This is a genomic window from Nocardioides sp. Soil805 (genome assembly GCF_001429625.1).
In the GTDB taxonomy this organism is placed as follows: domain Bacteria; phylum Actinomycetota; class Actinomycetes; order Propionibacteriales; family Nocardioidaceae; genus Nocardioides.
Genome location: NZ_LMSU01000002.1, coordinates 549,890 through 574,544 on the forward strand (window position 1 = coordinate 549,890; position 24,655 = coordinate 574,544).

Here is a 24,655-nt window from a genome sequence, read left to right on the forward strand (position 1 = left end):
CGGCGGTGTGTTTCACGACGGACCGTTGGTGAATCAGGCGTCGAGGTCCGCCGCGACCATCCGGGCGACGACCTCGGTGAAGCCCACGGAAGGCCGCCAGCCGAGCAGCGCGTGGGCGAGCGACGGGTCACCGACCAGCTCGGTGGCGTCCGCCGGCCGGACGAACGCCGGGTCGGTGTGCACCAGGGGACGCCAGTCGGCGACGCCCGCTGCGGCGAAGGCGGCGGCGACGAAGTCGCCCACCGTGTGGCTCTCGCCGGTCGCCACGACGTAGTCGCGCGGCGTGTCGGCCCGCGCGGCGCGGACCATGGCGTCGACGTAGTCGGGGGCCCAGCCCCAGTCGCGGCGCGCGTCGAGGTTGCCGAGCACCAGCCGGTCGGCCTCGCCCCGCGCGATGGCGGCCACGGTGGAGGTGATCTTGCGGGTCACGAACTGCGCCGGCCGGCGGGGTGACTCGTGGTTGTAGAGCACCATGCTCGACGCGTGCAGGCCACGCTGTCGGGAGACGCCGACCGCGAGGTGCGCGTAGGCCTTCGCCGCGCCGTACGGGTTGAGGGGCCGGATCCGGGTGTCCTCGTCCTGCGGCGTGCGGTCGGGCTCGCCGAAGATCTCGGCGCTGGAGGCCTGGACGACGCGGACGTCGTGCCCCCGCTCCTGCAGCCGGCGCGCGCTCTCCAGCAGTGCCACCGGGGCCGAGCCGTTGACCCGGCTGACCAGGTCGGGCTCCTGCCACGACTGGGCCACCGAGCTGATGGCGGCCAGGTTGTAGACCTCGTCGGGGGCCAGGTCGAGCACGAGCCGTCGGGTCGCCCCGACGTCGGCCACGTCGCCGACGTGCAGGGTGACCTCGTCGGGGCAGTGGGCGGGACGGGAGTCGGCGCCGAGCACCAGGGCGTGCACCTCGACGCCGTCCGCGACCAGGCGCTCGGCCAGGTAGCTGCCGTCCTGGCCGCCGATGCCCGTAACGAGGGCTCGGGTCACCAGCCGGCCTTCAGCGCCGCCAGGTCGGCGTCCACCATCATCGTGACGAGCTCCTCGAAGCCGACCTCGGGGCGCCAGCCGAGCCTGGTGTGGGCCTTGGTGGCGTCACCGATGAGCAGGTCGACCTCGGCCGGTCGCATGAAGCGGGGGTCCTGGCGGACGTAGGGGCGCCAGTCGTCGATGCCGACGTGGGTGAACGCGACGGTGAGCAGCTCCTCGATGGAGTGGGTCTCGCCCGTGGAGATGACGTAGTCGTCGGCCTCCGGCTGCTGGAGCATCAGCCACATCGCGTTGACGTAGTCGCCGGCGAAGCCCCAGTCGCGACGGGCGTCGAGGTTGCCCATCACGATCTCGTCCTGGAGGCCCAGCTTGATGGCCGCGACGGCCTTGCTGACCTTGCGGGTCACGAACTCCTCGCCGCGGCGCGGCGACTCGTGGTTGAACAGGATCCCGGAGCTGGCGTGCATGCCGTAGGACTCGCGGTAGTTGATGGTCATGTAGTGGCCGTAGACCTTGCTCACGCCGTACGGCGAGCGGGGCCACAGCAGCGTCTCCTCGGACTGCGGCACCTGCTGGACCTTGCCGAACATCTCCGAGCTCGACGCCTGGTAGAAGCGCACCGACGAGGGGTCGTCCCCGGCGTGCAGGCGCACGGCCTCGAGCACGTTGAGCACGCCGATGCCGGTCACGTCGCTGGTGACGAACGCGTTCTCCCACGAGTAGGCCACGAAGCTGACCGCGCCCAGGTTGTAGACCTCGTCGGGCTGCGAGTCGCGCAGCGCGCGCATCAGGCTGGACAGGTCGGTGAGGTCGCCGTTGTGGAGCGTGACGTCGGGGACGAGCCGCTCGACCAGCTGTCGGCGGGGGTTGTTCTGCCCGCGGATGACACCGTGGACGTCGTACCCCTTCGACAGCAGGAGCTCCGACAGGTAGAGCCCGTCCTGGCCCGTGATCCCGGTGATGAGTGCGGTAGGCATGGGCGCGATTGTGCCAGCCGGGAGCGGGCTGCCCGCCCACCGGCGTCGGTAAGGTGCGCCCCATGAAGATCCTCGTCAGCGGTGGCACCGGCTACATCGGCTCGCACACCGTCATCCAGCTCGTCCAGGCCGGCCACGACGTGGTGATCGTCGACAACTTCAGCAACTCCCGGCCCACGGTGCTGGGGCGGCTCGAGGCCCTGACCGGCACCGCGCTGGCGATGCACTCGTTCAACCTGTGCGACTACGACAAGACCGAGCACCTCTTCGCGGCCGAGGACTTCGACGCCGTCATCCACTTCGCCGGCTTCAAGGCCGTCGGCGAGAGCGTTGCGATGCCGCTCGACTACTACGAGAACAACCTCGGCTCGACGTTCTCGCTCGTGCGGGCGATGCAGAAGTACGACGTCGACAAGCTGGTCTTCTCCTCCAGCGCGACCGTCTACGGCACCGACCAGGCCGGGGCGACCGAGGACCGACGCACCTTCGCGACGAACCCGTACGGCTGGACCAAGGTCATGCAGGAGCAGATCCTCACCGACGTCGCCCACGCCGCCCCGCACCTGCGGTTCGCGCTGCTGCGCTACTTCAACCCGGTCGGTGCGCACGTCTCCGGCACCATCGGCGAGGACCCGTCCGACACGCCCAACAACCTGATGCCCTACCTCGCCCAGGTGGCGGTCGGGCGCCGCGACAAGCTGAGCATCTTCGGCGACGACTACGACACGCCCGACGGCACCGGCGTGCGCGACTACATCCACGTCGAGGACCTCGCGGCGGGCCACGTCGCGGCCCTCCAGGCGCTCAGCACGACCACCGAGCCGGTCAACGTCTGGAACCTCGGCTCGGGTCACGGCACGAGCGTGCTCGAGCTGCTGCACGCCTTCGAGAAGGCCGTCGGGCGCGAGCTGCCCTACGAGGTCGTCGCGCGCCGCCCCGGTGACGTCGCGTCGTCGTACGCCGACCCGTCCAAGGCCAATCGCGAGCTCGGGTGGCGCACCACCAGGTCCGTCGAGGAGATGTGCGTCGACTCGTGGCGCTGGCAGTCGCAGAACCCCGACGGCTACACGGGCTGATGCTCGCCACCCTCGGCCTGTCGGCCGCCCTGTCGGCCGCCTCCGCGCTGCTGCCGCTGGCCGGCACGACAGTGGTCGTCGACCCCGGCCACCAGCTCGGCAACGCCAGCTACCCGGCCGAGATCAACCGTCCGGTGCCCGCGGGCGGCTTCACCAAGCCGTGCAACACCACCGGCACGGCGACGAACGGCGGCTACCCGGAGGCGACGTTCGCCTGGCAGGTGTCGCGGCAGCTGCGCGCGCGGCTCGTCGATCTCGGTGCGGACGTCGTGATGACCCGCACCAGCAACCGGACCGACCGCTGGGGCCCCTGCGTCGACGTGCGCGGCCGCGCCGGCAACCGCATCCACGCCGACCTCAAGATCAGCATCCACGGCGACGGGTCGTACGCCGCCGGTGCGCACGGCTTCCACGTCATCGCGCCGACCTCACGGGCCGGCTGGACCGACGACATCGCCGCCCCCTCGATGGCGCTGGCCCGCTCCGTGCGGACTGGCCTGGTGCGTTCCGGGGTGCCGGTGGCCACCTACATCGCCGGCGGGGACGGGCTCGACGTCCGCTCCGACCTGGCCACGCTCAACCTCTCCGACGTCCCGACCGTGATGGTCGAGCTCGGCAACATGCGCGACCCCGGCGACGCCCGCCGGATGACGACGGCGCGCGGGCGCGCGACGTACGCCTCGGCGCTGCTGACCGGGGTGCGGCGCTTCCTCCGCTGACTCGGGCTGCACGACACGGGCAGTTCGGGCGACCCGAGCCGGCGCCGAGCGGGGCTCGGGACCCAGGGCCGGCGAACTGCCCACACCGTGCCTGTGGATGGGCGGAGCAGGGACCCGTCTTCCGGTGCCAAGGTGATCGGCGATGGATCCGGTGACCGCGCTCCAGAGGCTCGGCGGCGTCGCGACCTACGGGGAGCTCCTCGGGCCGACGACGCGGTCGGAGCTGCTGCGCGCGCTGCGCGACGATCGGATCATCAAGGTGCGCCGCAACCGCTACGCGCTGGTCGACACCGACGAGCAGGTGCGTCGGGCCGTGGCGCTCGGCGGCGTCCTGTCCCACCTCAGCGCTGCCCAGCGCTACGACTGGAAGGTCAAGCACGCGCGCCCGAGCGGCTGTGCCTCATCGTGCCGAGGAGCGCGCGCACCCCGGGCGCGGACGTCGAGGCGCGCTGGGCCGACCTTGCCGACCGTGACGTCCACCGCCACGTGACCCGCCGGGTGCGGACGGTCATCGACTGCGCCCGGGCCTACGACTTCGACGTCGCGCTCTGTGTGGCCGACTCGGCGTTGCGTGAGGGGGAGGTGACGCGGTCCGACCTGGTGTCCGCAGCCGAGCGGAGCCCGCGGACCGGGCGGACCAAGGTGTTGCGGGTGGCCGAGTTCGCCTCGAGCAAGCGGGCCAATCCGTTCGAGTCGTGCCTGTTCGCCATCGCGCTCACCGTCCCGGGACTGGTCGTGGAGCCCCAAGGCCACGTGCCCGGTGTGGGGTGGGTGGACCTCCTCGACCGCCGACTCGGCATCGTCGTCGAGGCGGAGTCGTTCGAGTTCCACGGAACACTTGACGGACTGCGGCGCGACGTCGCCCGCTACACGGCCTGTGCCCGGCGCGGCCTCGTCGTGGCGCGCTTCACGTGGGACGAGGTCATGTTCCGCCCCGACGACGTCCGGGCGGCCCTCCTGGACATCGTGCGGTGGCGCACGGTGCAGGCAGTTGGCTCCCACGGCCTGAGCGCCTGAGCGCGCTCGACGTCAGGAGGGGGCCGAACTGCCCCAGCCGTGCGGGCTAGGTTGACGCCATGCCCCTCGACCCGCAGCTCAAGGACATGCTCGACTTCATCGCGGCGGCGGGCTACCCGCCCATGGAGCAGGGCACGCCGGCCCTGGCCCGGCAGGGCTTGCGGGCGATGTCGGTCGACCTGGTCAAGCCCGAGGACGTCGTGCCCGTCGGCTCGGTCGAGGATCTGGCCGTCCCCGGCGGGGCGGGGGAGCGGGACGCCCGGCTCTACCGGCCCGAGGGCGAGGGCCCGTGGCCGACGCTGGTCTACCTCCACGGCGGTGGGTTCGTCATCGGCGACCTCGACACCCACGACCAGGCCTGCCGGCGCATCTGTCGTGACGCCGACGTGGCCGTGCTGAGCGTGGACTACCGGCTGGCGCCCGAGGACCCGTTCCCGGCCGGGCTCGAGGACGCGCAGACGGCCACCGAGTGGGCCGCGGCGCACCTCGACCGGCTGGGTGGCGACGATCGGCTCGCGGTCGGCGGCGACAGCGCCGGGGCCAACCTGGCCGCCGTGGTCGCCCAGCACCTCGGCGACGTGCTGGCGGGCCAGTTCCTCATCTACCCGGCCACCGACGGGGTCGGGGACTACCCGTCCAGGGCGGAGAACGGCGAGGGGCTCTTCCTCACCACCGGGATGATGCAGTGGTTCAGCAGCCACTACGTCCCGGCCGAGACAGACCTCAACGCCGAGCTGCACCGGATCGCGCCGCTGCACGGCGAGACGGCCCACGTGGCGCCGGCGCTCGTGGTCACTGCCGAGTTCGACCCGCTCCGCGACGAGGGGGAGGCGTACGCCGCGGCGATGCGCGCGGCCGGCGTCGAGGTCGAGCAGGTGCGCTACGACGGGATGATCCACGGCTTCGTCGACATGGGCCCCTTCAGCGCGGCCGCCGCCGACGCGGTCGCCGACATGAACGCCCGCTTCGGGGCGCTGCTGCGCCGCTGAGTCAGCGCACGTCGAGGGCGCGCAGCGCGTCGAGCACGACGCGCAGGTGGGGGACCTCGTGCACCCGCAGCAGGTGGGCGCCGCCGAGCGCGGCGAAGACGGCGTAGAAGCCCTCGGCCTTGCGGAACTCGTCGCCGAAGATGTCGTAGGTGTGCGGCAGCACGTTGCACACCGGCACGCCCAGCGGCCGCAGCCGGAAGGTCTGCGAGAGCACCCGAGTCTGGTGTCGCGACCGGGTCAGCGGGTCGACCAGGTTGCCGTAGTGGAAGCCCATCCCTGGGTCGATGACCACCTTGTCGGCGCCGAGCTCACGGGCCCGCTCGATGCGCGGTCCGAAGTGGTCGAGCAGCACGGGCATCGGGTCGGCGTCCGGGGGCACGTCGGAGGCCACGCGCACGTTGGCGGTCTCGCCGAAGCACATCACCACCGCGGCGTCGTACTGCGCGGCGAGGGTGAGCATGTCGTCCTCGTGCTCGCGGCCGGTCATGTTGAGGATGCGGGCGCCGGCGTCGAGGCAGGCGGCGACGACGCTGGGCTCGTAGGTCTCGACCGAGACGACGGCCTCCGCGGCGAGCCGCTCGACCACGGGCACCAGCGCCTTGACCTGGTCGGCGGGAGTGACCCGCGCGGCCGTCGCGTTACTGGACTCGGCGCCGAGGTCGATGATCGCGGCACCCTGGGCGGCCTGGATGCGGCCCATCCGGACCGCGTCGTCGGGGCCGGTCGCGACGCTCTCGCGGTAGGTCGAGTCGCGGGACAGGTTGACGCACCCCATGAGGGTCACCGGCCCGTCGCCGATGACCACCGCACCGTGGGGACCGGCGAGGACGACGGGCTCGACGGGCGAGGACCACGCGTCGCCGTACTGCTCGGAGAGGACCGCCAGGTCCGCAAGGGTGATCACCCCTGAGACTGTAGGCGGCAGGATGGAACGCGTGACCTCTCCTCTCGTGCTGCCCCACCTCTCCGACCTCTCTGACGACGAGCTGACGCAGGCCTACGCGCCGCTGGCCGAGCCGTGGCTGCGGGTCAACTTCGTCAGCACCGTCGACGGCGCCGCCCAGGGCGGCGACGGCCTCAGCAAGAGCATCAACAACGCCGCCGACAAGCGGGTCTTCGACGCCCTGCGGCGCAACGCCGACTGCCTGGTGGTGGGGGCGGGCACGCTGCGCGACGAGGAGTACGCCGTCCCGAAGATCCCGCTCGTCGTCGTGAGCCGTTCCGGCGAGGTGCCGGAGAACCTGCGCGAGGCCCCCGACGGTCGGATCCTGATGGCGACCACCGCGTCCGCCGACGGACTGTCGGCGTCGCGCTCCCTGCTGGGTGATGAGCAGGTGCTCGTGCTGGGCGACGACGAGGTGGACCTCGTCGAGCTGAAGTCCCGGCTGGCCGGACGCGGGTGGGTCGACCAGCTGTGCGAGGGCGGGCCGGGGCTGTTCGCCGCGGCGCTCGGCGCCGGGGTGGTCGACGAGCTGTGCCTGACGATCGTGCCGCGCCTTCTGGGTGGCGACCTCACGCGGATCACCGCCGGCGCCGACCTCGACGTGGAGCTGCGCCCGCACTCCCTGCTCGAGGAGGACGGGACGCTGCTGGGCCGCTGGCTGGTCGCCAGCGGCCGCAGCTGAGGTCCTCGGCGCTCAGCCGAGGGCGGCGAGGATCGCCTTGGTGAACGCGGGGATGTCGTCGGGGTTGCGCGAGGTGATCAGGTTGCCGTCCTCGACGACCTCCTCGTCGACCCACTCGCCGCCGGCGTTGCGGATGTCGGTCTGGAGGCTGGGCCACGACGTGACCCGCTTGCCGGAGAGCACGCCGGCCTCGACCAGGGTCCACGGGGCGTGGCAGATCGCGGCGACGGGCTTGCCCGAGGCGGCGAACTCCTTGATGAACGCCACGGCGCCCTCGTCCATCCGCAGGGCGTCGGGGTTGGCGACGCCGCCCGGGAGGACGAGCGCGTCGTAGTCGGCGACCTCGGCGTCGGCGACCTTCGTGTCGACGGGCCGGGTCTCGGCCTTGTCGAGGTGGTTGAAGAGCTGGACCTCGCCGGACTCCGGGGACAGCAGCTCGGCAGTGTGCCCGGCGCCGGTCACGGCGTCCCACGGCTCGGTGAGCTCCACTGCCTCGATGCCCTCGGACGCGGTCAGGAATGCGATTCGCTTGGTCATGCCCCCACCGTTGCTCGCGGGAGAGGACCGGACAACCCACCTACGGGTGAGGGGCCGGCGGGTGGCGCCGGGCGCTAGCCTCGCGACGTGACCGACACCGACGCGACGCCCCTCCGCATCAGCGACCAGACCATCGCCGTCCTCGGCGGCACCGGCCCCCAGGGGCGCGGGCTGGCCCGTCGTTTCGCCGCCGCGGGGCTGACCGTGGTGCTCGGCAGCAGGGCGGCCGACAAGGCCGAGGCCGCAGCGGCCGAGCTGTCCGAGGCCCTCGGCGTTCCGGTGTCCGGGGCGAGCAACGCGGACGCCGCGGCCGCGGGCGACGTCGTGCTGGTCGTCGTACCGTGGGAGGGGCACCGGGAGCTGCTCGAGTCGCTGCGTGAGGTCCTGGCGGGCAAGGTCGTCGTGGACTGCGTCAACCCGCTCGGCTTCGACAAGCAGGGGCCCTTCGCGTTGCAGGTCGAGGAGGGGTCGGCCACGCAGCAGGCCGCCGGGATCCTCAGGGGCTCCCGCGTCGTCGGCGCCTTCCACAACGTCTCCGCGGTGCTGCTCGGCGACCCGGACGTCCCGCGGGTCGAGACCGACGTCCTCGTCCTCGGCGACGACCGCGAGGCCACCACCCTGGTCCAGGAGCTCGCCGACGCCGTCCCCGGCATGCGCGGGCTGTACGGCGGTCGGTTGCGCAACGCGCACCAGGTCGAGGCCCTGACGGCCAACCTGATCGCCATCAACCGGCGCTACAAGTGCCACGCGGGGCTGCGCGTCACCGACGTCTGAGGTCCGGCAGCGGAATGTCGCCGCGTCGCGTGGTGTTGCGACCCGACGTGGTGCAGACGGCGATGACCCCGGTCCAGGCTCCCGACGACTCCCGTCGGGTGTCCCTGCTGCTCGGCCTGCTCTTCGGCCTCGCCGGCATGGGCTCGTCGTCGGCGGCGATCGCATTGCCGCTCATGGCGTCCGACCTCGACGTGAGCGTCGGGTCCGCGGCCTGGAGCATCAGCCTCTACGTGCTGATGCTGGCCGTCACGACCGCGGTCTACGGGCGCGTCAGCGACCTCGTCGGCGTCCGCCTCCCGCTCGTCTTCGGCATCACGCTGATGACGGTCGGCGCGATCGCCGCTGCCCTCGCGCCGACCTTCGGCGTGCTGCTCGTCGCCCGCCTCTTCCAGGGTGCCGGCGCGGCGGCGGTCCCGACGCTGGGCGTGACCGCGCTGAGTGCCCGGTACGACGGCGCGGTGCGCGGGCTCGCCCTCGGCCGCCTGGCCGGCACGGCCGCGGCGATCAGCTGCCTCGGGCCGCTGCTCGGCGGCCTGGTCGAGCACTCCCTGGGCTGGCGGGCGGTGATGGCGCTGCCGATCCTCGGGGTCGTGGTGATCCCGTTCCTGTGGCACGCACTGGCCGGTGGCGGCAGCGGCGCGCGCCTCGACATCATCGGCGCCGTGCTCGTCGCGGTGACCTCCGGCGGCCTGGTCCTGCTGGTGCAGTCCCCGACCAGCGGACTGACGATCGCCGTCGTCGGCGCGCTGATGGTGCTGCTGGGTGCGCCGCTGGTCGCGCTGCGGGTACGCCGCCGCCCGCACGGCTTCCTGCCGCTCTCCGTCATCCGCAACGGGCGCGTGGTGCGCTCGGCGCTGGCCGCGGCGTCGGTGCCCGCGTCGTGGTTCGCGCTGCTGATCGGGGTGCCCGCCGTGCTCGTGCACGCCGGGTGGGAGCCGTGGCAGGTCGGGCTCCTCCTCGTCCCGAGCGCCGTCGTGGCGATGCTCGTCCCGCGCGTGACCGGTCCGCTCCTCGACCGCATCGGCGGCTCGTGGAGCCTGGCCATCGCCGGCGTCGTTGCGGCCCTGACCATGCTGCTGGCGGCCCTCGGCACCCAGCTCGTCGCGCCCGTCCCGGTGGCGATCGCGGTAGCCCTGGCGACCGTGTCCTTCGGGCTCGGCCAGCCCGCGCTCACCGCGCTGGTCGGCGACGCCGTGCACGCCGACGTACGCGGTGTGGCCCTCGGCATCGCCACCCTGCTCTTCCTCGTCGGCGGGAGCGTCGGCTCGGCCGTCGTCGCCGGCCTCGGCGAGGTGATCGGGATCCCCGGCAGTCTCGCCGCCCTCGCCGTCCTCCCGGTCCTCGGGCTGCTGGCGCTGCTGCCCGACCTGCGGCGGGTGCCTCTCGCGGAATCACCTAGCACCCGGTGATCGCAGGAGGGCCGGTCGTCTCCCAGCGCCCTCGTAGTCTCGACGGCGTGACGACACCCGCGACCACGACCCGCACGGCCGCCTCCTGGGGGCAGGCCGGGGTGTGGAGCGCCGGGTTCGTGGCCGTCCTGTGGGTCGCGGAGGTCATCGACACCCTGCTGGGCAACCGGCTCGACGCGGAGGGGATCCGGCCGGGCGACCCCGACGGGCTGAGCGGCATCGCGTTCGCACCCCTGCTGCACGGAGGCTTCGGTCACCTCGTCGCCAACAGCGTCCCGCTGCTGGTCCTCGGCTTCCTCATCCTGCTCTCTGGCGTCGCCCGCTGGATCGCCGTCACCACCCTGGTGTGGCTGGTCGCCGGCGTCGGCACGTGGCTCTTCGGGGGCGTCGGCACGATCCACATCGGCGCGTCGGGCCTGGTCTTCGGGTGGTTGACCTACCTGGTCGTGCGCGGCCTCGTCACCCGGCGTCCCGGCCAGATCCTGGTCGGGGTCGTCGTCCTGCTCGTGTACGGCGGGGCGCTGTGGGGCGTGCTCCCCGGCCAGCCGGGAGTCTCCTGGCAGGGTCACCTCTTCGGCGCCCTCGGCGGGGTGCTGGCCGCCTGGTGGCTGTCCGGCAGCAGGCGGGGCGAGCCCGACCCGTACGCCGCGTGAGGCGGCGTACGGCTCAGCGGATCGTGCCGTTGTCGTCCTTGGCCAGCGACCGCGAGATGACCATCCGCTGGATCTGGTTGGTGCCCTCGAAGATCTGCATCACCTTGGCCTCGCGCATGTAGCGCTCGACCGGGAAGTCGCGGGTGTAGCCGTAGCCGCCGAGCACCTGGACGGCGTCGGTGGTGACCTTCATGGCGTTGTCGGTGGCGACCATCTTGGCGATCGAGGCCTCCCGGGAGAACGGCTGGCCGGCGTCGCGCAGGCGCGCGGCGTGCAGGGTCGTGGCGCGCGCGGACTGGACCGCGGCCTCCATGTCGGCCAGCACGAAGGCCAGGCCCTGGTGCTCGATGATCGGCTTGCCGAACGTCTCGCGCTCACGGGCGTAGGCGACCGCGGCGTCCAGCGCGCCCTGGGCCAGTCCGACCGCCACGGCCGCGATGCCGAGGCGACCCGAGTCCAGGCCGGCCAGGGCGATGCGCAGCCCGTCGCCCTCCGCACCGAGGCGGCGCGTGGCCGGCACCCGGACGTCGTCGAAGCGCATGGTCGCGGTGGCGGAGCCGGTGAGCCCCATCTTCCGCTCCGGCGGGTCGGCGCTGAGGCCCTCGCTGGAGGCGGGGACGAGGAAGCAGGAGATGCCGTTGCGGTCGTCGGACGTCCGCGCCATCACCTTGTAGAAGTCGGCGTGGCCGCCGTGCGTGGTCCACGCCTTGGCGCCGTTGATCACGTAGTCGTCGCCGTCGCGGCGGGCCGTCGTACGCATCGCTGCCGGGTCGGAGCCCGCGTGCGCCTCGGAGAGGCAGTAGGCCCCCAGCAGGTCGCCGCCGAGCATGTCGGGCAGCCACTCGGCCTTCTGCTCCTCGGTACCGAAGGCGTACAGCCCGAAGCACGACAGTGCGTGCACCGAGACGCCGACGCCCACCGAGGACCACACCGCAGCGATCTCCTCGAGGACCTGCAGGTAGACCTCGTACGGCTGCCCGCCGCCGCCGTCCTCCTCGGGATACGGCAGGCCCAGCAGCCCCGCCCGGCCCAGCATCGCGAAGACGTCGCGCGGGAAGGTCTCGGTCGCCTCCGCCTCGGCGGAGCGCGGCGCCAGCTCGCGGGTCGCGATCTCGCGGGTGAGGGCGAGGAGGTCTCGCGCCTCCTCGGTGGGCAGCACGCGGCTGGCGGTCATGCGGGGGTCCTCCCGGGGGTGTGGGCGGTCACGGAGACGGGTGACGGTGGTCACTGCCGATCACCCTAGGGGGCCGTAGTCCGTCCGAGCCATTTGCCCATCACCCGCCCCGGCGCACCACTGGTCACCCGTACGTTGCGCACCATGGGGGACCGATGGCTGCCGTACTCGGCAGCGGCGCTGGCGAGCGGCGCGATCGCCCTCGTGCTCGGCACCCTCGGCCTCCCCACGGGCGCCGACGGCACCGCCGTCCTGGACAGCGCCCGCCTCGAGGAGGGTCGCTGGATCATGGCGTCGGTCGCCCTCCTCATCTGCTCGCTGGGACTGGCGCTGGGGTTGCCGACCTTCCTCTTCGGGATGCCGCGGCGCGGACGGTACTTCGGCTACGCGGGCACGGCCGTGCTCGGCGTCGCGGTGATGGCGATGACGGCGTACGCCGCGCTGCTGGCCTTCTTCCGCATCCTCGTCGTCAACGGCACCATCGGGGACAGGGAGCTCGCGCTGCTCACCGACGACGCCGCGCTGGTCGGCTTCACGGTCGTCCTCGTGGGCAGCTTCGTCCTCGGTGAGGTCCTCCTCGCGATCGGCCTCCTGCGGGCCCGGTCGGTGCCGAGGTGGGTCCCCGTGCTCTTCCTCCTGCACGCCGGAGCGGCCCCGTTCACCGGCGCCGTGCCGCAGCTGACCGAGGTCGGGGCCGTGGTGGTGGGGGTGGCGTTCATCGGCGTCGCCGTGTTCACCAACGAACGCTTCCAGCTCGCCCGAGCCGCTCGCGCGGTGGCCTGAGCCCGACCCTCGCTTGACCTTGACGCAGGGTCAGGGCGCGACGCTGGTCCCATGACCACCACTCCAGCCATCGAGATCACCGGACTGACCAAGTCCTACGGCGATCATGTCGTGCTCGCGGGCGTCGACCTGACCGTCCCCGTCGGTGCCGTCGTCGCCCTCCTGGGCTCCAACGGCGCCGGCAAGACCACCGTCGTGAGGATCCTGGCGACCCTGCTGCGGGCCGACGGTGGGACCGCAGCCGTCCACGGTCACGACGTCGCCTCCCGTCCCCAGGAGGTGCGCGAGTCGATCAGCCTCACCGGACAGTTCGCCGCCGTGGACGAGGTCCTCACCGGGCGCGAGAACCTCGTGCTCGTCGCCACGCTGCGGCACCTTCCCGACCCACGCGGGATCGCCGAGGACCTGCTGGCGCGGTTCGCGCTGACCGAGGCGGCGGGGCGGCGCGTCGCGACGTACTCCGGCGGGATGCGCCGACGCCTGGACATCGCGATGAGCCTGATCGGCGACCCGCCCGTGCTGTTCCTCGACGAGCCGACGACGGGGCTCGACCCGCAGTCGCGCATCGAGGTCTGGAGGACGGTCCGCGAGCTCGCCGACGGGGGCACCACGGTGCTGCTCACCACCCAGTACCTGGACGAGGCCGAACAGCTCGCCGACCGGATCGCGATCCTGCACGGCGGCCGGATCATCGCCGACGGGACCCTCGACGAGCTCGAGCGACTGCTCCCGCCGGCCACGGTCGAGTACGTCGAGAAGCGCCCGACGCTCGAGGAGATCTTCCTCGCGATCGTCGGCGACCGGCCCGACCGGCCCGACCGGCCCGACCGGCCCAGCCAGACCGACCGGCCCGACCGGGCAGGGGGCGCACGATGACCACCGAGCTCCTCCGCGACACCGTCGTGCTGTCACAGCGCTGCCTGCGCCACGTCCTGCGCAGCCCCGACACCATCATCACCACCGCGGTCACGCCGATCGCGATGCTGCTCCTGTTCGTCTACGTCTTCGGTGGCGCCATCGAGGTCGGCGGTGGCGACTACGTCGACTACCTGTTGCCGGGGATCCTGCTCATCACCGTCGCCTCCGGGGTCTCCTACACCGCCTTCCGGTTGTTCACCGACGTCTCGGGCGGACTCTTCGAGCGCTTCCAGTCGATGCCGATCGCCCGGTCGGCGGTGCTGTGGGGCCACGTGCTGACCTCGCTGGTGGCCAACCTGGTGTCGGTCGCCCTCGTCGTGCTGGTCGCCGTGGCGATGGGCTTCCGCTCCGGTGCCGGGGTGCTCGCCTGGCTCGCGGTCCTCGGCCTCGTCGTGCTGTTCACCCTCGCACTGACCTGGCTGGCCGTCATCCCGGGACTGACGGCGCGCTCGGTCGACGGGGTGAGCGGGTTCTCCTACCCGCTGATCTTCCTGCCGTTCATCAGCTCGGCCTTCGTGCCGACGGAGGGCATGCCGGCACCCGTGGAGTGGTTCGCCGAGCACCAGCCGGTCACGTCGATCGTGGACACCATCCGCAACCTGTTCGCCGCCCAACCGGTCGGTGCCACGGGGTGGGTCGCGCTCGCCTGGTGCGTCGGCCTGCTCGTGGTCGCCCACACCCTCGCGATGGCGACCTACCGTCGCCGGACCACGTGATCGCGCGCAGACTGTGGCCATGCTGACCATCAGCCAGCTCGCGTCGTACGCCGACGTCACGGTGCGCGCGGTCCGGCACTACCACGCCAAGGGATTGCTGCCCGAGCCCGGACGGGACCATTCCGGCTACCGACGCTACGACGCCGCCGCTGTCGTGGAGCTCATCCGGATCCGCACCCTGGCCGAGGCCGGCGTGCCGCTGTCCCGGGTGCGGGAGCTCCTGGCGGCCGACGAGCAGGAGTTCGCGACGGCGGTCGAGGACATCGACCGCCGACTGCGTGCGGAGATCCGCGAACGGCAGCACCACCGGGCGCGGATCGCCCGGCTCGCGGCCGGCGACAGCCTGGCCCTCCCGCCCGAGGCGGTCGCCTACCTGGACCGGCTCCGCGGCGTCGGCGTGCCCGAGGTGATGGTGGAGGCGGAGCGCGACGCCTGGATCCTGGTGGGCGCCCAGCTGCCGGACCGGATGCCGTTCTACATGGAGATGAAGGGCCAGCAGCTCGACGACCCCTCCGTCCGGGAGCTCTACAGCGACCTCGCCGAGGTCATCGAGTGGTGCGCGGACGATCCCCGCCTGGCCGGGGTCGCCGACCGCCTGGCAGGCCAGTTCGCGCAGGTGCCGGACGAGGCCTGGGACCAGGGGGCGCTGCCGGACGACCTCGCGGCCCTGCTCGACGCGGTGTTCCTCACGTCCGTCCCGTGCGCGGCGGGGCTGCTCGCGCTCCTCGAGGAGCGCGGCTACACCGGCTGGACGAACATCCGGCGTACCAGCGCGCCGCGCGGGTGAGGCGCGGACGTCAGCTCGACGTGGCTCTCGCCCGCTCGGCCAGACGCAGCGCCGCGTGCTGCACGAGGGGCAGCTCCTCGGGGTCGCGCGCGGCCTCGTGCGGCACGGCGCCGCCCAGGAGCGCGGCCGGGGTGGTGAGCCAGGCCCACGTGCGCCACGGGTCGGCTCCCGACGCCAGCAGCGGCTCGAGGACCGCGACGAGCTCCATCCGCACCTGGCCGTGCTCGTCGAGCTGGAAGGCGGGGACGAGCGTGCGTCCCTCGTGCTGGACGAGCAGGACGCTGCGACGCTCGGCGGCCTTGTGCAGCGCGAACCGGGCAGCGTTCTCCGAGACCCCGCGCAGGCGACCGACCTCGGCGTAGTCCACCCAGCCGCCGTCGAGGAGCGCGGCCCGGACCCGGCTCTCCCGCCGCAGCCGGACCAGGGCGATCGGCACGGCATGGGCGGGGTCGTCGCCCTCCGAGCGCAGCAGCTCGTCCAGCTGCTCGAGGCGCTCCGCGGTGAGCGGCTCGCCGGTGGCGGGATCGTGCCAGCGCACCGCGCCGTCGCCGTCGCGCTCGTACGTCGGCAGCCCGGCCTCGGCCAGCTGTCCGGCGAGGCCGAGCTCCTCCAGCCACGCGGCCAGGCGTCCGGCGAGGTCGCCGGAGCCCGGGGCGGGGCTGGAGTCGCTCATCGGGTGGCTACTTCGAGGCCTTGCGGGCGCGCGAGGCGATCTTGGCGCGCTCGTTCTGGTCGAGGATGACCTTGCGGATGCGCACCGACTCCGGGGTGACCTCGACGCACTCGTCCTCGCGGCAGAACTCCAGGCACTGCTCGAGGGAGAGCTTCTTCGGCGGGATCAGCTTCTCGAAGTTGTCGGAGGTGGCGGACCGGATGTTGGTCTGCTGCTTCTCCTTGGTGATGTTGACGTCCATGTCGTCGGCGCGGGAGTTCTCGCCGACGATCATGCCCTCGTAGACCTCGGTGGTGGGGTCGACGAACATCACGCCGCGCTCCTGCAGCGACGTCATGGCGTACGCCGTGGCGGCACCCTTGCGGTCGGCCACCAGCGAGCCGTTGTTGCGGGAGCGGATCTCGCCGGCCCAGGGCTCGTAGCCCTCGGAGATGTGGTGGGCGATGCCGGTGCCGCGGGTGTCGGTGAGGAACTCGGTGCGGAAGCCGATGAGGCCGCGCGCCGGCACGAGGAACTCCATGCGGACCCAGCCGGTGCCGTGGTTGGTCATCTGCTCCATGCGGCCCTTGCGGGTGGCGAGCAGCTCGGTGATCGTGCCGAGGTACTCCTCGGGGGCGTCGATGGTCAGGCGCTCGACCGGCTCGTGCACCTTGCCGTCGACCTCCTTGGTGACCACCTGCGGCTTGCCGACGGTCAGCTCGTAGCCCTCGCGACGCATCTGCTCGACCAGGATGGCCAGCGCCAGCTCGCCGCGGCCCTGGACCTCCCACGCGTCGGGGCGCTCGGTCGGCAGGATGCGCAGCGACACGTTGCCGACGAGCTCCGAGTCGAGGCGGTCCTTGACCAGGCGTGCAGTCACCTTGCCGCCCTTGGTCCGACCGACGAGCGGCGAGGTGTTGGTGCCGATCGTCATCGAGATGGCGGGCTCGTCGACGTGGATCAGCGGCAGGGCGATCGGGTTCTCCGCGTCGGCCAGCGTCTCGCCGATGGTGATCTCCGGGATGCCGGCGACCGCGACGATGTCGCCGGGGCCCGCGGACTCGCCGGGCTTGCGCTCGAGGCCCTCGGTGACGAGCAGCTCGGTGATCTTGACGTTCTTGGACGACCCGTCGCGGCGCATCCAGGCCACGGTCTGGCCCTTCCTCAGGTTGCCCTGGCGGATGCGGAGCAGCGCGAGGCGGCCGAGGAACGGCGAGGCGTCGAGGTTGGTGACGTGCGCCTGCAGCGGCGCGCCCTCGTCGTACTCGGGGGCGGGGATGGTCTCGAGGATCGTCTTGAAGAGCGGCTCGAGGTCGGTGCCGTCGGGGATCTCGCCGTTGGCGGGCTGCTCGAGGCTGGCGATGCCGGCCTTGCCGGAGGCGTAGACGACCGGGAAGTCGAGCGCGTCCTGGCTGTGCGAGTCGTCGAGCAGGTCCATGAAGAGCTCGTAGGTCTCGTCGACGACCTCGGCGATGCGGGCGTCGCCACGGTCGGTCTTGTTGACGACCAGGATCACCGGCATGTCGGCGTTGAGCGCCTTGCGGAGCACGAAGCGGGTCTGGGGGAGCGGGCCCTCGGAGGCGTCGACGAGGAGCACGATGCCGTCGACCATGGACAGGCCGCGCTCGACCTCGCCACCGAAGTCGGCGTGGCCGGGGGTGTCGATGATGTTGATGACCATCGGCTCGCCGCCACCGGCCGGACCCGCGTAGTGGATCGCGGTGTTCTTCGCGAGGATGGTGATGCCCTTCTCGCGCTCGAGGTCGCCGGAGTCCATGACCCGATCGGCCACGCCCTCGGCCTGGTGCTCGGTGAAGGCGCCGCCCTGGCGGAGCATGGCGTCGACGAGCGTGGTCTTGCCGTGGTCGACGTGGGCGACGATCGCCACGTTGCGGAGGTCGGAGCGCTTCTGGGGCATGGAGGTACGGCGTCGCTTTCGCTGTGGTTGGCGGAGCGCGGTGTCTGCAGCGCCCGTGACCCGGAGCCGGGCCGTCGTCGAGTCTAGGGCGCCACGCCGCGCCGTGCGATTCGACGACGGTGTGAGCCCGGACCCTTTCGGCTGTCGGTCCGGTGGGGTAGTCCTGACCCATGACGACTTCTCGGGAGACCCACGCGACCTGCACCTTCGTCCCGCCCTGGCTGCTCGAACGGCTGGGGGCCGACGCCACCCTCGCCTCGGACACCACCCTCCGGACCCGGCGCGAGCAGGCGATGGCGGCGCGGGTCGCTCGTCCACGGACGCAGGCGGCGCCCGACCAGCCGGCGTGGACCGTGCACACCGCCGGCAACGCCGAGGTGCTCCCCGGTGAGCCGGTGCGCACGCCGGGCACCCCCGAGTCCGGTGACCCGGCAGTCGACGAGGCGGCCGCGGGGATCAGCGCGACCCTGGAGATGTACGCCGAGGGCCTGGGGCGCTCGTCGTACGACGACGCGGGCGCGATGGTGAGCCTCACCGTCCACTACGGCCGCGACTACGACAACGCCTTCTGGGACGGCACCCAGCTGGTCTTCGGCGACGGCGACGGGGAGATCTTCGAGCGGTTCACCAAGCCGGTCGACGTGATGGGCCACGAGTTCACCCACGCGGTCACCGAGCTCACCGCTGGCCTCGTCTACCGAGGCCAGTCCGGCGCGCTCAACGAGTCGGTCTCCGACGTCTTCGCCATCTGCCTCAAGCAGCGCCTGCTCGGCCAGGACGCCGCGTCCGGCAGCTGGCTGATCGGCGAGGAGCTCTTCCTGCCCGCCGTGCAGGCGCGAGGGCTGCGCGACATGGCCGCGCCCGGCACGGCGTACGACGACCCCCGGCTCGGCCAGGACCCGCAGCCGGCGCACATGGACGACTTCGTGGTGACGAGCGACGACAACGGCGGGGTGCACATCAACTCCGGCATCCCCAACCGCGCCTTCCACCTCGCCGCGACGGCCATCGGTGGCTCCAGCCTCGAGGGTGCCGGCCGGGTCTGGTACGCCGCGCTGACCTCCGGGGACGTCTCCCCGCGGGCCGACTTCGCGGCCTTCGCCGCGGTGACCGTGGCGGTCGCCGGCGAGCACGCCGACGCCGTGCGGAGCGCGTGGCAGCAGGTCGGCGTGGAGCCGGGGGCCGTCCCGTCCGGCACGCCGGCGCCGCAGGGCGGTGCGACCGGCCGGGTGGTCCGTGTGCGTCGCAGCGGCGGCTTCGCCGGACGGCTCACCGAGGGCGAGGTCGACCTCGAGGGCGACGACCCGCGGGCCGCGGCCGTGGCCGACCTCGCGGGCCGGGTCGACCTGGCCCGCGTGGCGCGGCGCACGCAGATGCCCGACATGTACGTCTACCGCTTCGAGATCGAGGGGACCACGGCCGAGGTCTGCGAACCGCTGCCGTCCGACCTGGCAGAGCTGGCCCGGCTCGTCCTCGAGGAGCGCTGACCGGGCACTTTCGTGCCGCTGAATGGTGCCGACCGGGCACTTTCGTGCCGCTGGGCGGCGCTGACCGGGCGTTTCCAGGCCGCCGACGGCACGACGCGCGGGCTCCCGGCCGAGGCACAAGATGGCGGCCCCTCTGGTCCACCCCCTGGATCTGTCAGGCCGCCATCTCGGACGCGCACCGAGAACGATGTGGTTTCGGTGCCACAGGCTGACACCGAATCCACACCCGAGGTCCAGTCGGCGGCTGCGAGGTGTCAGGAAGTGCCCGGTCGGCGGCTGCAAGGTGTCAGGAAGTGCCCGGTCGGCGGCTGTGAGGTGTCAGGAATCGCCCGGTCAGGCGAGCGCGCGGTCGAGCGCCGCCTGCACGTGCAGGGTCGTGCAGGGGAAGACGGGGAGCTCGGTGTCGGCCTGCCGGACGAGCAGCTCGAGCTCGGTGCAGCCGAGCAGGACGCCACCGGCGCCGGCGTCCCAGAGCTCGTCGATCAGGTCCACCACGCGGCGGCGGGTCCGGTCGACGACCCGGCCGTGCACGAGCTCGCCGTAGATCGCGTCGTTGAGCCACTCGTGGTGCCGGGCGTCCGGGACGATCACCTCGGGGCCGCCGTCACTGATGCGGCTGATGAAGAACGGGTCGTTCATGGCCACGGTGGTCCCGATGAAGGCGACCTTGTCCATCCCCGCGGCCGTGCAGGCGTCGGAGACGACGTCGGCGAGGTGGAGCAGCGGGATGTCGACCGCGTCGGCCACCTGGTCGGCGACCTTGTGGAAGGTCGTCGTGCACAGCAGCAGGAAGTCGGCGCCGGCGCGCTCGACCCCGGCGGCGGCATCGGCCAGCAGGGTGCCGATCTGGTCCCACTTCTCGTCGTCCTCGAGGTGGGTCAGCTCGGCGAAGTCGACGGTGCTCAGCACGAGCTTGGGCGAGGAGAGCCCGCCGAGTCGTTGCTGCACCCCGAGGTTGAGGTCGCGGTAGTACACCAGGCTGGATTCCCAGCTCATGCCGCCGATGAGTCCGATGGTCTGCACGGGTGCAGTCTGGCACGCCGCGCAGACCACCGAGGAGGCCTGCGGACCCGGTGGACGGGGGCGCGTCAGCGCACCCGGTGCACCTTGTGCTGCGCCGCCTGCGCTCGCGGCTTGATGACGAGCTCGTCGATGTTGACGTGGGCGGGCCGGGTGGCCACCCAGGCGATGGCGTCCGCGACGTCCTCGGCGACCAGCGGGTCGGGGACGCCGTCGTACACCGCGGCGGCGGCCTCGGCGTCGCCGCCGAAGCGGACCATGGCGAACTCCTCGGTGCGGACCATGCCGGGTGCGATCTCGCTGACCCGGATCGGCTCGCCGTTGAGCTCGAGGCGCAGCGTCTCGGTGACCACCTGGGTGGCGTGCTTGGCCGCGGTGTAGCCGCCGCCCTTCTCGTAGGCGATCCGGCCGGCGGTGGAGCCGACGTTGACGATGAGGCCGTCCCCACTGGCGCGCAGGGCAGGGAGGAGGGCCTGGGTGACGCGCACCAGCCCGAGCACGTTGACGTCGTACATCGCCCGCCACTGCTCGACGTCGGCCGACTCGACCGGGTCGGAGCCGAAGGCGCCGCCGGCGTTGTTGACCAGGACGTGCAGCGTGTCGCCGACGGCGGAGGCGAGTGCCGCCACCGAGGCGTCGTCGGTGACGTCGCAGGCCACCGCGCGGCCGCCGATCTCCTGGGCGAGGGCGTCGATGCGGTCGGTACGGCGGGCGGCGCACACCACGTCGAAGCCGGCCGCGGCCAGGGCGCGCGCGGTGGCGGCACCGATGCCGCTCGAGGCGCCCGTCACGACGGCGGTCCGGGTGCGCTGGGGGGTCGACTGGGGGGTCTCGGTCATGACGCCATGATGCAGGATGTGCGCCGTGATCATCGCGGCAGCAGACGGCTCGGCCCTCGGCAACCCCGGACCGGCGGGATGGGCGTGGTACGTCGACGACGACTGCTGGGCCTCCGGGGGCTGGGCCCGCGGCACCAACAACATGGGCGAGCTGATGGCCGTGCTCGACCTGCTCCAGCAGACGGCGCACGTCGACGACGAGCTGCACGTCTACTGCGACAGCACCTACGTCATCAACACGATCACCAAGTGGATGGCCGGCTGGAAGCGCAAGGGCTGGAAGAAGGGCGACGGCAAGCCCGTGATGAACCTCGAGCTCATCCAGGCCCTCGACGCCGCCATGCAGGGCCGCCGGGTGAAGTTCGAGTGGGTCAAGGGCCACTCCGGGCACGTCCTCAACGAGGCCGCCGACCGGCGCGCCAACGCCGCCGCCGCGGCCTACCAGGCCGGCCGGGTCGCCGACCCCGGACCCGGCTTCGCCGGCGCGTCGGGCCGCAGCGTCCCGCAGGCGGGCCCCACCGTGGTCGAGGAGGAGCCCGACCTCTTCAGCGATCTCGACGACGCCGGCAGCGACGTCAGCAACCTCTCCGACGAGGAGCAGGTGATCGCCCTGGAGCGCGCGGCCCTCACCGACGAGGTGCGCTCCGACCGTGGTGCGATGGCCGCGCTGCTGCACCCCGAGTGGCAGGAGATCGGCCAGTCCGGTCGCCTGTGGACGCGGGAGGAGCTGCTCGCCGAGATGGGGCCCCTCGGGGTCGAGATCAGCCTCGACGTCGTGTCGACCGAGCGGCTCTCGCCGGACACGATCCTGCTGCTGTGGCGCAGCATCACCGACGACGGCAGCGTGCTGCGCAGCTCACTGTGGGTGCGGACGTCGCACGGCTGGCAGCAGCGGTTCCACCAGGGCACCCGCGAGGCCTGAGCCGCGCACCGCGACGGCGGCGGGTCCCGCCAACTGGCAAAGGTAAGGCTTACCTTCTATCGTCCTCCGGGTGACCACCGCCCCCGAGGTGCGCCCGACCCCGGCGCCGCTCATCGCCCACCTCGCCTCCTTCGGTGAGCGCCGGGCCCTGGTCACCGCCGATGAGTCGGTGACCTACGCCGACCTCGCCGACCGCGTCGAGCAGGCCGCCGCGGCGTACACCGGCGGTCGCCGGCTGGTGCTCCTCACGCCCGGCAACGACATCGACTCGGTCGTCGAGTACGTCGCAGCGCTGGCCGCCGACCAGGTCGTGCTCGTCTCCTCGCCCGCGGCCGCCCCGGGCCTGCTGGAGGCCTGGACGCCCGACGTGCTGGCCGACCCGGCCGGGCGCGACTGGCGCGCGGCGGAGTCCTCGCACGCGCTCCACCCCGACCTGGCGCTGCTGCTGTCGACCAGCGGGTCGACCGGCTCGCCCAAGCTCGTGCGACTGGCCCGCGAGGGCGTGCTGGCCAACGCTGAGGCCATCGCCGAGGCGCTCGGCGTGCGGGACACCGACCTCGCGGCCACCACGCTGCCGCTGCACTACTGCTACGGCCTCTCGGTGCTCCACAGCCACCTGCTGCGCGGGGCCGGCCTGCTGCTCACCGACCTCTCCGTCGTCGACGAGTGCTTCTGGGACCTGGTCCGCACCCACGGCGTGACCACGATCCCCGGCGTGCCCCACACCTTCGAGCTGCTCGAGCGGGCCGGCTTCGCCGACCGGGACCTCCCCTCCCTGCGCGCGCTCACCCAGGCCGGCGGGCGGATGCCGCCGGAGCGGGTCCGGGCCTTCGCCGAGCTTGGCCAGCGCCGGGGCTACGACCTGTTCGTGATGTACGGCGCCACCGAGGCCACCGCCCGGATGAGCGTGCTGCGCCCCGACCTGGCCTCCGTGGCGCCCGGGTCGGTCGGCCGCCCGCTGCCCGGCACGTCGTTCAGGCTGGCGCGCGTCGAGGACGCGGACCCGGGCGTCGGGGAGCTCGTCTTCTCCGGCCCCAACGTGATGATGGGCTACGCCACCGCGCCCGCCGACCTCGCCTCCGGACGCACGGTGGAGGAGCTGCGCACCGGTGACCTGGCGCGGCAGCGTCCCGACGGCCTCTGGGAGGTCGTCGGGCGGACCAGCCGGATCGCCAAGGTCTGCGGCCTGCGGATCGACCTCGACCGGGTGGAGCGCTCGTTGGCCCGTGGCGGGGTCGTCGCGGCCGTCGCCGACGCGGGGGAGCGGATCGCCGTCGGTGTCGTCGACGGTGCCCGCCCCGTCGACCCCGACGTCGTACGCCGTGGGGCCGCCGACGCCGCCGGGCTCGCGCCCACCGGGGTCGCGGTCCTGGTGCTGCCCGACCTGCCGCGGCTGCCCAACGCCAAGGTCGACCACCGCGCGCTGGCGGCCATGGTCCGGGACCTGCCCGAGGCGCCCGCTGCAGCGACCACCCCGACCAGGGAGGTGACGGCGGTCGCCGTGGCGGACCTGCTGGGCGCGCTGCTCGGCCGTCCCGACGCCGGGCCGGGCGACTCGTTCGTCTCCCTCGGCGGCGACTCGCTGTCCTACGTCGAGGTCAGCCTGCGCCTCGAGGGACTGCTCGGGCACCTGCCTGCCGCGTGGCCGACCCTGCCCGCGGCCGCGCTCGCCGACGCCGTCCCCTCCGGCCGTCGTCGCAGGGGTGTGACCGTCGAGACCAACGTCGTGCTGCGGGCGCTGGCGATCGTGACCATCGTCGGCTCGCACGCCAACCTCTTCACGCTCCTCGGTGGCGCGCACGTGCTGCTGGCGATCGTCGGCTTCAACCTCGGCCGATTCCAGCTCGGCGACCGCTCGCGGCGGGAGCGGACCCGCGCGATCCTGCGCGGCCTGGCCCGGGTGGCGGTCCCCTCGGTGGCGGTCATCGGGATCGTCGCCGCGCTGTCGCGCGACATCACCTGGAAGCAGGCCGCGCTGATCACGGCCTTCACCGAGTGGAGCTGGTCGGAACCCCGCTGGAGCTACTGGTTCATCGAGGCGATGGTGCTGGCGGTGCTGCTGCTGGCGGGGTTGCTCGCGGTCCCCGCGGTGGACCGGGCCACGCGGCGCCACCCGTTCGGCACGCCGGTGGTGCTCTCCCTGGTGCTGCTCCCGACCCGCTACGACCTCGTCGGGATGCCCGGTGACCACGTCCACCGCGCCCACGGCGTGCTCTGGCTGCTCGTCCTGGGGTGGGCCATGTCGCAGGCTCGCACCCGCGCCCAGCGCTTGGTCGTCTCGGTCCTGGTGCTGGCCCTGGTCCCCGGCTTCTTCTCCGTCGGCGGGGTCGAGCGGCACGTCTACCTCGCCCTGGGGCTGCTCGCGCTGACGTGGGTGCCCCACGTGCGCCTGCCGGCCGCGGCGGCGTACGTCACCGGGCTCGTGGCCGCCTCGTCGCTGTGGATCTACCTGCTGCACTGGCGCGTCTACCCGTGGTTCGAGGTGCAGTGGCCGCTGCTGGCGACCCTGCTCTCGCTGGCGGTCGGCGTCGTCGCGGCGACCGTCGTACGCCGCGCGGCCGCGGCCGTCGTACGCGGTCCCGAGGCCACCGGCCGTCGGGGTGGGGTGCCCGTCCGGGAATCGCTGGCGCGCTGAGGTTGTTGTGCCCGGTTGGCGCCCCTCGTGTCGTGGTCACTCGTCGT

25 protein-coding genes are annotated in these 24,655 nt (G+C 72.8%); 16 read left to right on the forward strand and 9 right to left on the reverse strand.

What is annotated here, in order from left to right:
• Window positions 1–33: 33 nt before the first annotated feature.
• On the reverse strand, window positions 34–981 hold the full coding sequence (locus ASG94_RS13140) for a GDP-mannose 4,6-dehydratase (protein WP_056926892.1): 948 nt from the start codon (window positions 979–981) through the stop codon (window positions 34–36).
• Window positions 978–1,958 carry a GDP-mannose 4,6-dehydratase gene (gene gmd, locus ASG94_RS13145; protein WP_056926893.1) on the reverse strand — a complete coding sequence of 327 codons (981 nt, stop codon included), beginning with the start codon at window positions 1,956–1,958 and terminating at the stop codon, window positions 978–980. The genes ASG94_RS13140 and gmd overlap by 4 nt, the downstream gene beginning before the upstream one ends.
• A gap of 62 nt (window positions 1,959–2,020) precedes the next feature.
• Between gmd and galE the strand changes: the two genes are divergently transcribed.
• The 5 genes from galE (at window position 2,021) to ASG94_RS13170 (ending at window position 5,759) form a co-directional block, all read left to right on the forward strand.
• A complete protein-coding gene (gene galE / locus ASG94_RS13150; protein WP_056926894.1) occupies window positions 2,021–3,034 on the forward strand; it encodes a UDP-glucose 4-epimerase GalE in 1,014 nt (337 codons plus the stop codon).
• Window positions 3,034–3,753 carry an N-acetylmuramoyl-L-alanine amidase family protein gene (locus ASG94_RS13155; RefSeq protein WP_056926895.1) on the forward strand — a complete coding sequence of 240 codons (720 nt, stop codon included), beginning with the start codon at window positions 3,034–3,036 and terminating at the stop codon, window positions 3,751–3,753. The genes galE and ASG94_RS13155 overlap by 1 nt, the downstream gene beginning before the upstream one ends.
• A 142-nt stretch (window positions 3,754–3,895) precedes the next feature.
• Window positions 3,896–4,243: a hypothetical protein gene (locus ASG94_RS13160; protein WP_056926896.1), complete on the forward strand. Its 348-nt coding sequence runs from the start codon at window positions 3,896–3,898 to the stop codon at window positions 4,241–4,243.
• Window positions 4,240–4,770: a hypothetical protein gene (locus tag ASG94_RS13165; protein ID WP_056926897.1), complete on the forward strand. Its 531-nt coding sequence runs from the start codon at window positions 4,240–4,242 to the stop codon at window positions 4,768–4,770. Before ASG94_RS13160 ends, ASG94_RS13165 begins: the two co-directional genes overlap by 4 nt.
• 59 nt (window positions 4,771–4,829) lie before the next feature.
• Window positions 4,830–5,759 (forward strand): alpha/beta hydrolase, encoded by a 930-nt coding sequence (locus tag ASG94_RS13170; RefSeq protein WP_056926898.1) that lies wholly within the window; start codon window positions 4,830–4,832, stop codon window positions 5,757–5,759.
• A 1-nt stretch (window position 5,760) separates the two neighbouring features.
• On the opposite strand, the gene ASG94_RS13175 is transcribed toward ASG94_RS13170, so the two are convergent.
• Window positions 5,761–6,663: a dihydropteroate synthase gene (locus ASG94_RS13175; protein WP_056926899.1), complete on the reverse strand. Its 903-nt coding sequence runs from the start codon at window positions 6,661–6,663 to the stop codon at window positions 5,761–5,763.
• Window positions 6,664–6,694: 31 nt separating this feature from the next.
• Between ASG94_RS13175 and ASG94_RS13180 the strand changes: the two genes are divergently transcribed.
• On the forward strand, window positions 6,695–7,384 hold the full coding sequence (locus ASG94_RS13180; protein WP_235537263.1) for a dihydrofolate reductase family protein: 690 nt from the start codon (window positions 6,695–6,697) through the stop codon (window positions 7,382–7,384).
• A gap of 12 nt (window positions 7,385–7,396) precedes the next feature.
• Here ASG94_RS13180 and ASG94_RS13185 read toward each other — a convergent pair whose 3' ends face one another.
• Entirely contained in the window at window positions 7,397–7,921 is a 525-nt protein-coding gene (locus ASG94_RS13185; protein ID WP_056926901.1) for a type 1 glutamine amidotransferase domain-containing protein, read from the reverse strand.
• Window positions 7,922–8,008: 87 nt separating this feature from the next.
• Here ASG94_RS13185 and npdG point away from each other — a divergent pair, with 87 nt between their 5' ends.
• Genes npdG through ASG94_RS13200 form a run of 3 tightly spaced genes read left to right on the forward strand, consistent with a single transcriptional unit; the run spans window position 8,009 to window position 10,757 of the window.
• On the forward strand, window positions 8,009–8,695 hold the full coding sequence (gene npdG, locus ASG94_RS13190) for an NADPH-dependent F420 reductase (protein ID WP_056926902.1): 687 nt from the start codon (window positions 8,009–8,011) through the stop codon (window positions 8,693–8,695).
• Window positions 8,696–8,727: 32 nt separating this feature from the next.
• Window positions 8,728–10,104: an MFS transporter gene (locus ASG94_RS13195; RefSeq protein WP_162260818.1), complete on the forward strand. Its 1,377-nt coding sequence runs from the start codon at window positions 8,728–8,730 to the stop codon at window positions 10,102–10,104.
• Between the two features lie 47 nt (window positions 10,105–10,151).
• A complete protein-coding gene (locus ASG94_RS13200) occupies window positions 10,152–10,757 on the forward strand; it encodes a rhomboid family intramembrane serine protease (protein WP_056926904.1) in 606 nt (201 codons plus the stop codon).
• Between the two features lie 13 nt (window positions 10,758–10,770).
• Here the strand turns inward: ASG94_RS13200 and ASG94_RS13205 are convergent, their stop codons facing one another.
• Window positions 10,771–11,931: an acyl-CoA dehydrogenase family protein gene (locus ASG94_RS13205; RefSeq protein WP_056926905.1), complete on the reverse strand. Its 1,161-nt coding sequence runs from the start codon at window positions 11,929–11,931 to the stop codon at window positions 10,771–10,773.
• Window positions 11,932–12,075: 144 nt separating this feature from the next.
• On the opposite strand from ASG94_RS13205, the gene ASG94_RS13210 reads away from it, so the two are divergent.
• Genes ASG94_RS13210 through ASG94_RS13225 form a run of 4 tightly spaced genes read left to right on the forward strand, consistent with a single transcriptional unit; the run spans window position 12,076 to window position 15,135 of the window.
• Window positions 12,076–12,714, forward strand: coding sequence for a hypothetical protein (locus ASG94_RS13210; RefSeq protein ID WP_056926906.1), 639 nt, complete (start codon window positions 12,076–12,078; stop codon window positions 12,712–12,714).
• Window positions 12,715–12,765: 51 nt separating this feature from the next.
• Entirely contained in the window at window positions 12,766–13,590 is an 825-nt protein-coding gene (locus ASG94_RS13215; protein ID WP_056926907.1) for an ABC transporter ATP-binding protein, read from the forward strand.
• A complete protein-coding gene (locus ASG94_RS13220) occupies window positions 13,587–14,348 on the forward strand; it encodes an ABC transporter permease (RefSeq protein ID WP_056926908.1) in 762 nt (253 codons plus the stop codon). The genes ASG94_RS13215 and ASG94_RS13220 overlap by 4 nt, the downstream gene beginning before the upstream one ends.
• A 19-nt stretch (window positions 14,349–14,367) precedes the next feature.
• Window positions 14,368–15,135: a MerR family transcriptional regulator gene (locus tag ASG94_RS13225; protein ID WP_056926909.1), complete on the forward strand. Its 768-nt coding sequence runs from the start codon at window positions 14,368–14,370 to the stop codon at window positions 15,133–15,135.
• A gap of 10 nt (window positions 15,136–15,145) precedes the next feature.
• Here the strand turns inward: ASG94_RS13225 and ASG94_RS13230 are convergent, their stop codons facing one another.
• Both ASG94_RS13230 and typA read right to left on the reverse strand, forming a co-directional pair.
• On the reverse strand, window positions 15,146–15,808 hold the full coding sequence (locus ASG94_RS13230; RefSeq protein WP_056926910.1) for a hypothetical protein: 663 nt from the start codon (window positions 15,806–15,808) through the stop codon (window positions 15,146–15,148).
• Window positions 15,809–15,815: 7 nt separating this feature from the next.
• Window positions 15,816–17,705 (reverse strand): translational GTPase TypA, encoded by a 1,890-nt coding sequence (gene typA, locus ASG94_RS13235; RefSeq protein ID WP_056926911.1) that lies wholly within the window; start codon window positions 17,703–17,705, stop codon window positions 15,816–15,818.
• 170 nt (window positions 17,706–17,875) lie between these two features.
• Between typA and ASG94_RS13240 the strand changes: the two genes are divergently transcribed.
• On the forward strand, window positions 17,876–19,192 hold the full coding sequence (locus tag ASG94_RS13240; RefSeq protein ID WP_056926912.1) for a M4 family metallopeptidase: 1,317 nt from the start codon (window positions 17,876–17,878) through the stop codon (window positions 19,190–19,192).
• Between the two features lie 333 nt (window positions 19,193–19,525).
• Here ASG94_RS13240 and ASG94_RS13245 read toward each other — a convergent pair whose 3' ends face one another.
• Together ASG94_RS13245 and ASG94_RS13250 are read right to left on the reverse strand one after the other, a co-directional pair.
• A complete protein-coding gene (locus ASG94_RS13245; RefSeq protein ID WP_056926913.1) occupies window positions 19,526–20,215 on the reverse strand; it encodes an aspartate/glutamate racemase family protein in 690 nt (229 codons plus the stop codon).
• A 65-nt stretch (window positions 20,216–20,280) separates the two neighbouring features.
• On the reverse strand, window positions 20,281–21,051 hold the full coding sequence (locus tag ASG94_RS13250) for an SDR family NAD(P)-dependent oxidoreductase (RefSeq protein WP_056926914.1): 771 nt from the start codon (window positions 21,049–21,051) through the stop codon (window positions 20,281–20,283).
• Window positions 21,052–21,076: 25 nt separating this feature from the next.
• Between ASG94_RS13250 and ASG94_RS13255 the strand changes: the two genes are divergently transcribed.
• Together ASG94_RS13255 and ASG94_RS13260 are read left to right on the forward strand one after the other, a co-directional pair.
• Complete coding sequence (locus ASG94_RS13255) at window positions 21,077–21,973, forward strand: ribonuclease HI family protein (RefSeq protein ID WP_200958112.1); 897 nt, start codon at window positions 21,077–21,079, stop codon at window positions 21,971–21,973.
• A 70-nt stretch (window positions 21,974–22,043) separates the two neighbouring features.
• Entirely contained in the window at window positions 22,044–24,608 is a 2,565-nt protein-coding gene (locus ASG94_RS13260) for an AMP-binding protein (RefSeq protein WP_056926916.1), read from the forward strand.
• Window positions 24,609–24,655 lie beyond the last annotated feature (47 nt).

Excerpts from the sequence above, each read along its gene's own strand:
- ASG94_RS13250 (WP_056926914.1), bottom strand. The coding sequence starts at position 21,051 with ATGACCGAGACCCCCCAGTCGACCCCCCAGCGCACCCGGACCGCCGTC.
- ASG94_RS13215 (WP_056926907.1), top strand. The coding sequence starts at position 12,766 with ATGACCACCACTCCAGCCATCGAGATCACCGGACTGACCAAGTCCTAC.
- typA (WP_056926911.1), bottom strand. The coding sequence starts at position 17,705 with ATGCCCCAGAAGCGCTCCGACCTCCGCAACGTGGCGATCGTCGCCCAC.
- ASG94_RS13240 (WP_056926912.1), top strand. The coding sequence starts at position 17,876 with ATGACGACTTCTCGGGAGACCCACGCGACCTGCACCTTCGTCCCGCCC.
- gmd (WP_056926893.1), bottom strand. The coding sequence starts at position 1,958 with ATGCCTACCGCACTCATCACCGGGATCACGGGCCAGGACGGGCTCTAC.
- ASG94_RS13220 (WP_056926908.1), top strand. The coding sequence starts at position 13,587 with ATGACCACCGAGCTCCTCCGCGACACCGTCGTGCTGTCACAGCGCTGC.
- ASG94_RS13205 (WP_056926905.1), bottom strand. The coding sequence starts at position 11,931 with ATGACCGCCAGCCGCGTGCTGCCCACCGAGGAGGCGCGAGACCTCCTC.
- galE (WP_056926894.1), top strand. The coding sequence starts at position 2,021 with ATGAAGATCCTCGTCAGCGGTGGCACCGGCTACATCGGCTCGCACACC.
- ASG94_RS13160 (WP_056926896.1), top strand. The coding sequence starts at position 3,896 with ATGGATCCGGTGACCGCGCTCCAGAGGCTCGGCGGCGTCGCGACCTAC.
- ASG94_RS13170 (WP_056926898.1), top strand. The coding sequence starts at position 4,830 with ATGCCCCTCGACCCGCAGCTCAAGGACATGCTCGACTTCATCGCGGCG.
- ASG94_RS13225 (WP_056926909.1), top strand. The coding sequence starts at position 14,368 with ATGCTGACCATCAGCCAGCTCGCGTCGTACGCCGACGTCACGGTGCGC.
- ASG94_RS13155 (WP_056926895.1), top strand. The coding sequence starts at position 3,034 with ATGCTCGCCACCCTCGGCCTGTCGGCCGCCCTGTCGGCCGCCTCCGCG.
- ASG94_RS13210 (WP_056926906.1), top strand. The coding sequence starts at position 12,076 with ATGGGGGACCGATGGCTGCCGTACTCGGCAGCGGCGCTGGCGAGCGGC.
- ASG94_RS13230 (WP_056926910.1), bottom strand. The coding sequence starts at position 15,808 with ATGAGCGACTCCAGCCCCGCCCCGGGCTCCGGCGACCTCGCCGGACGC.
- ASG94_RS13185 (WP_056926901.1), bottom strand. The coding sequence starts at position 7,921 with ATGACCAAGCGAATCGCATTCCTGACCGCGTCCGAGGGCATCGAGGCA.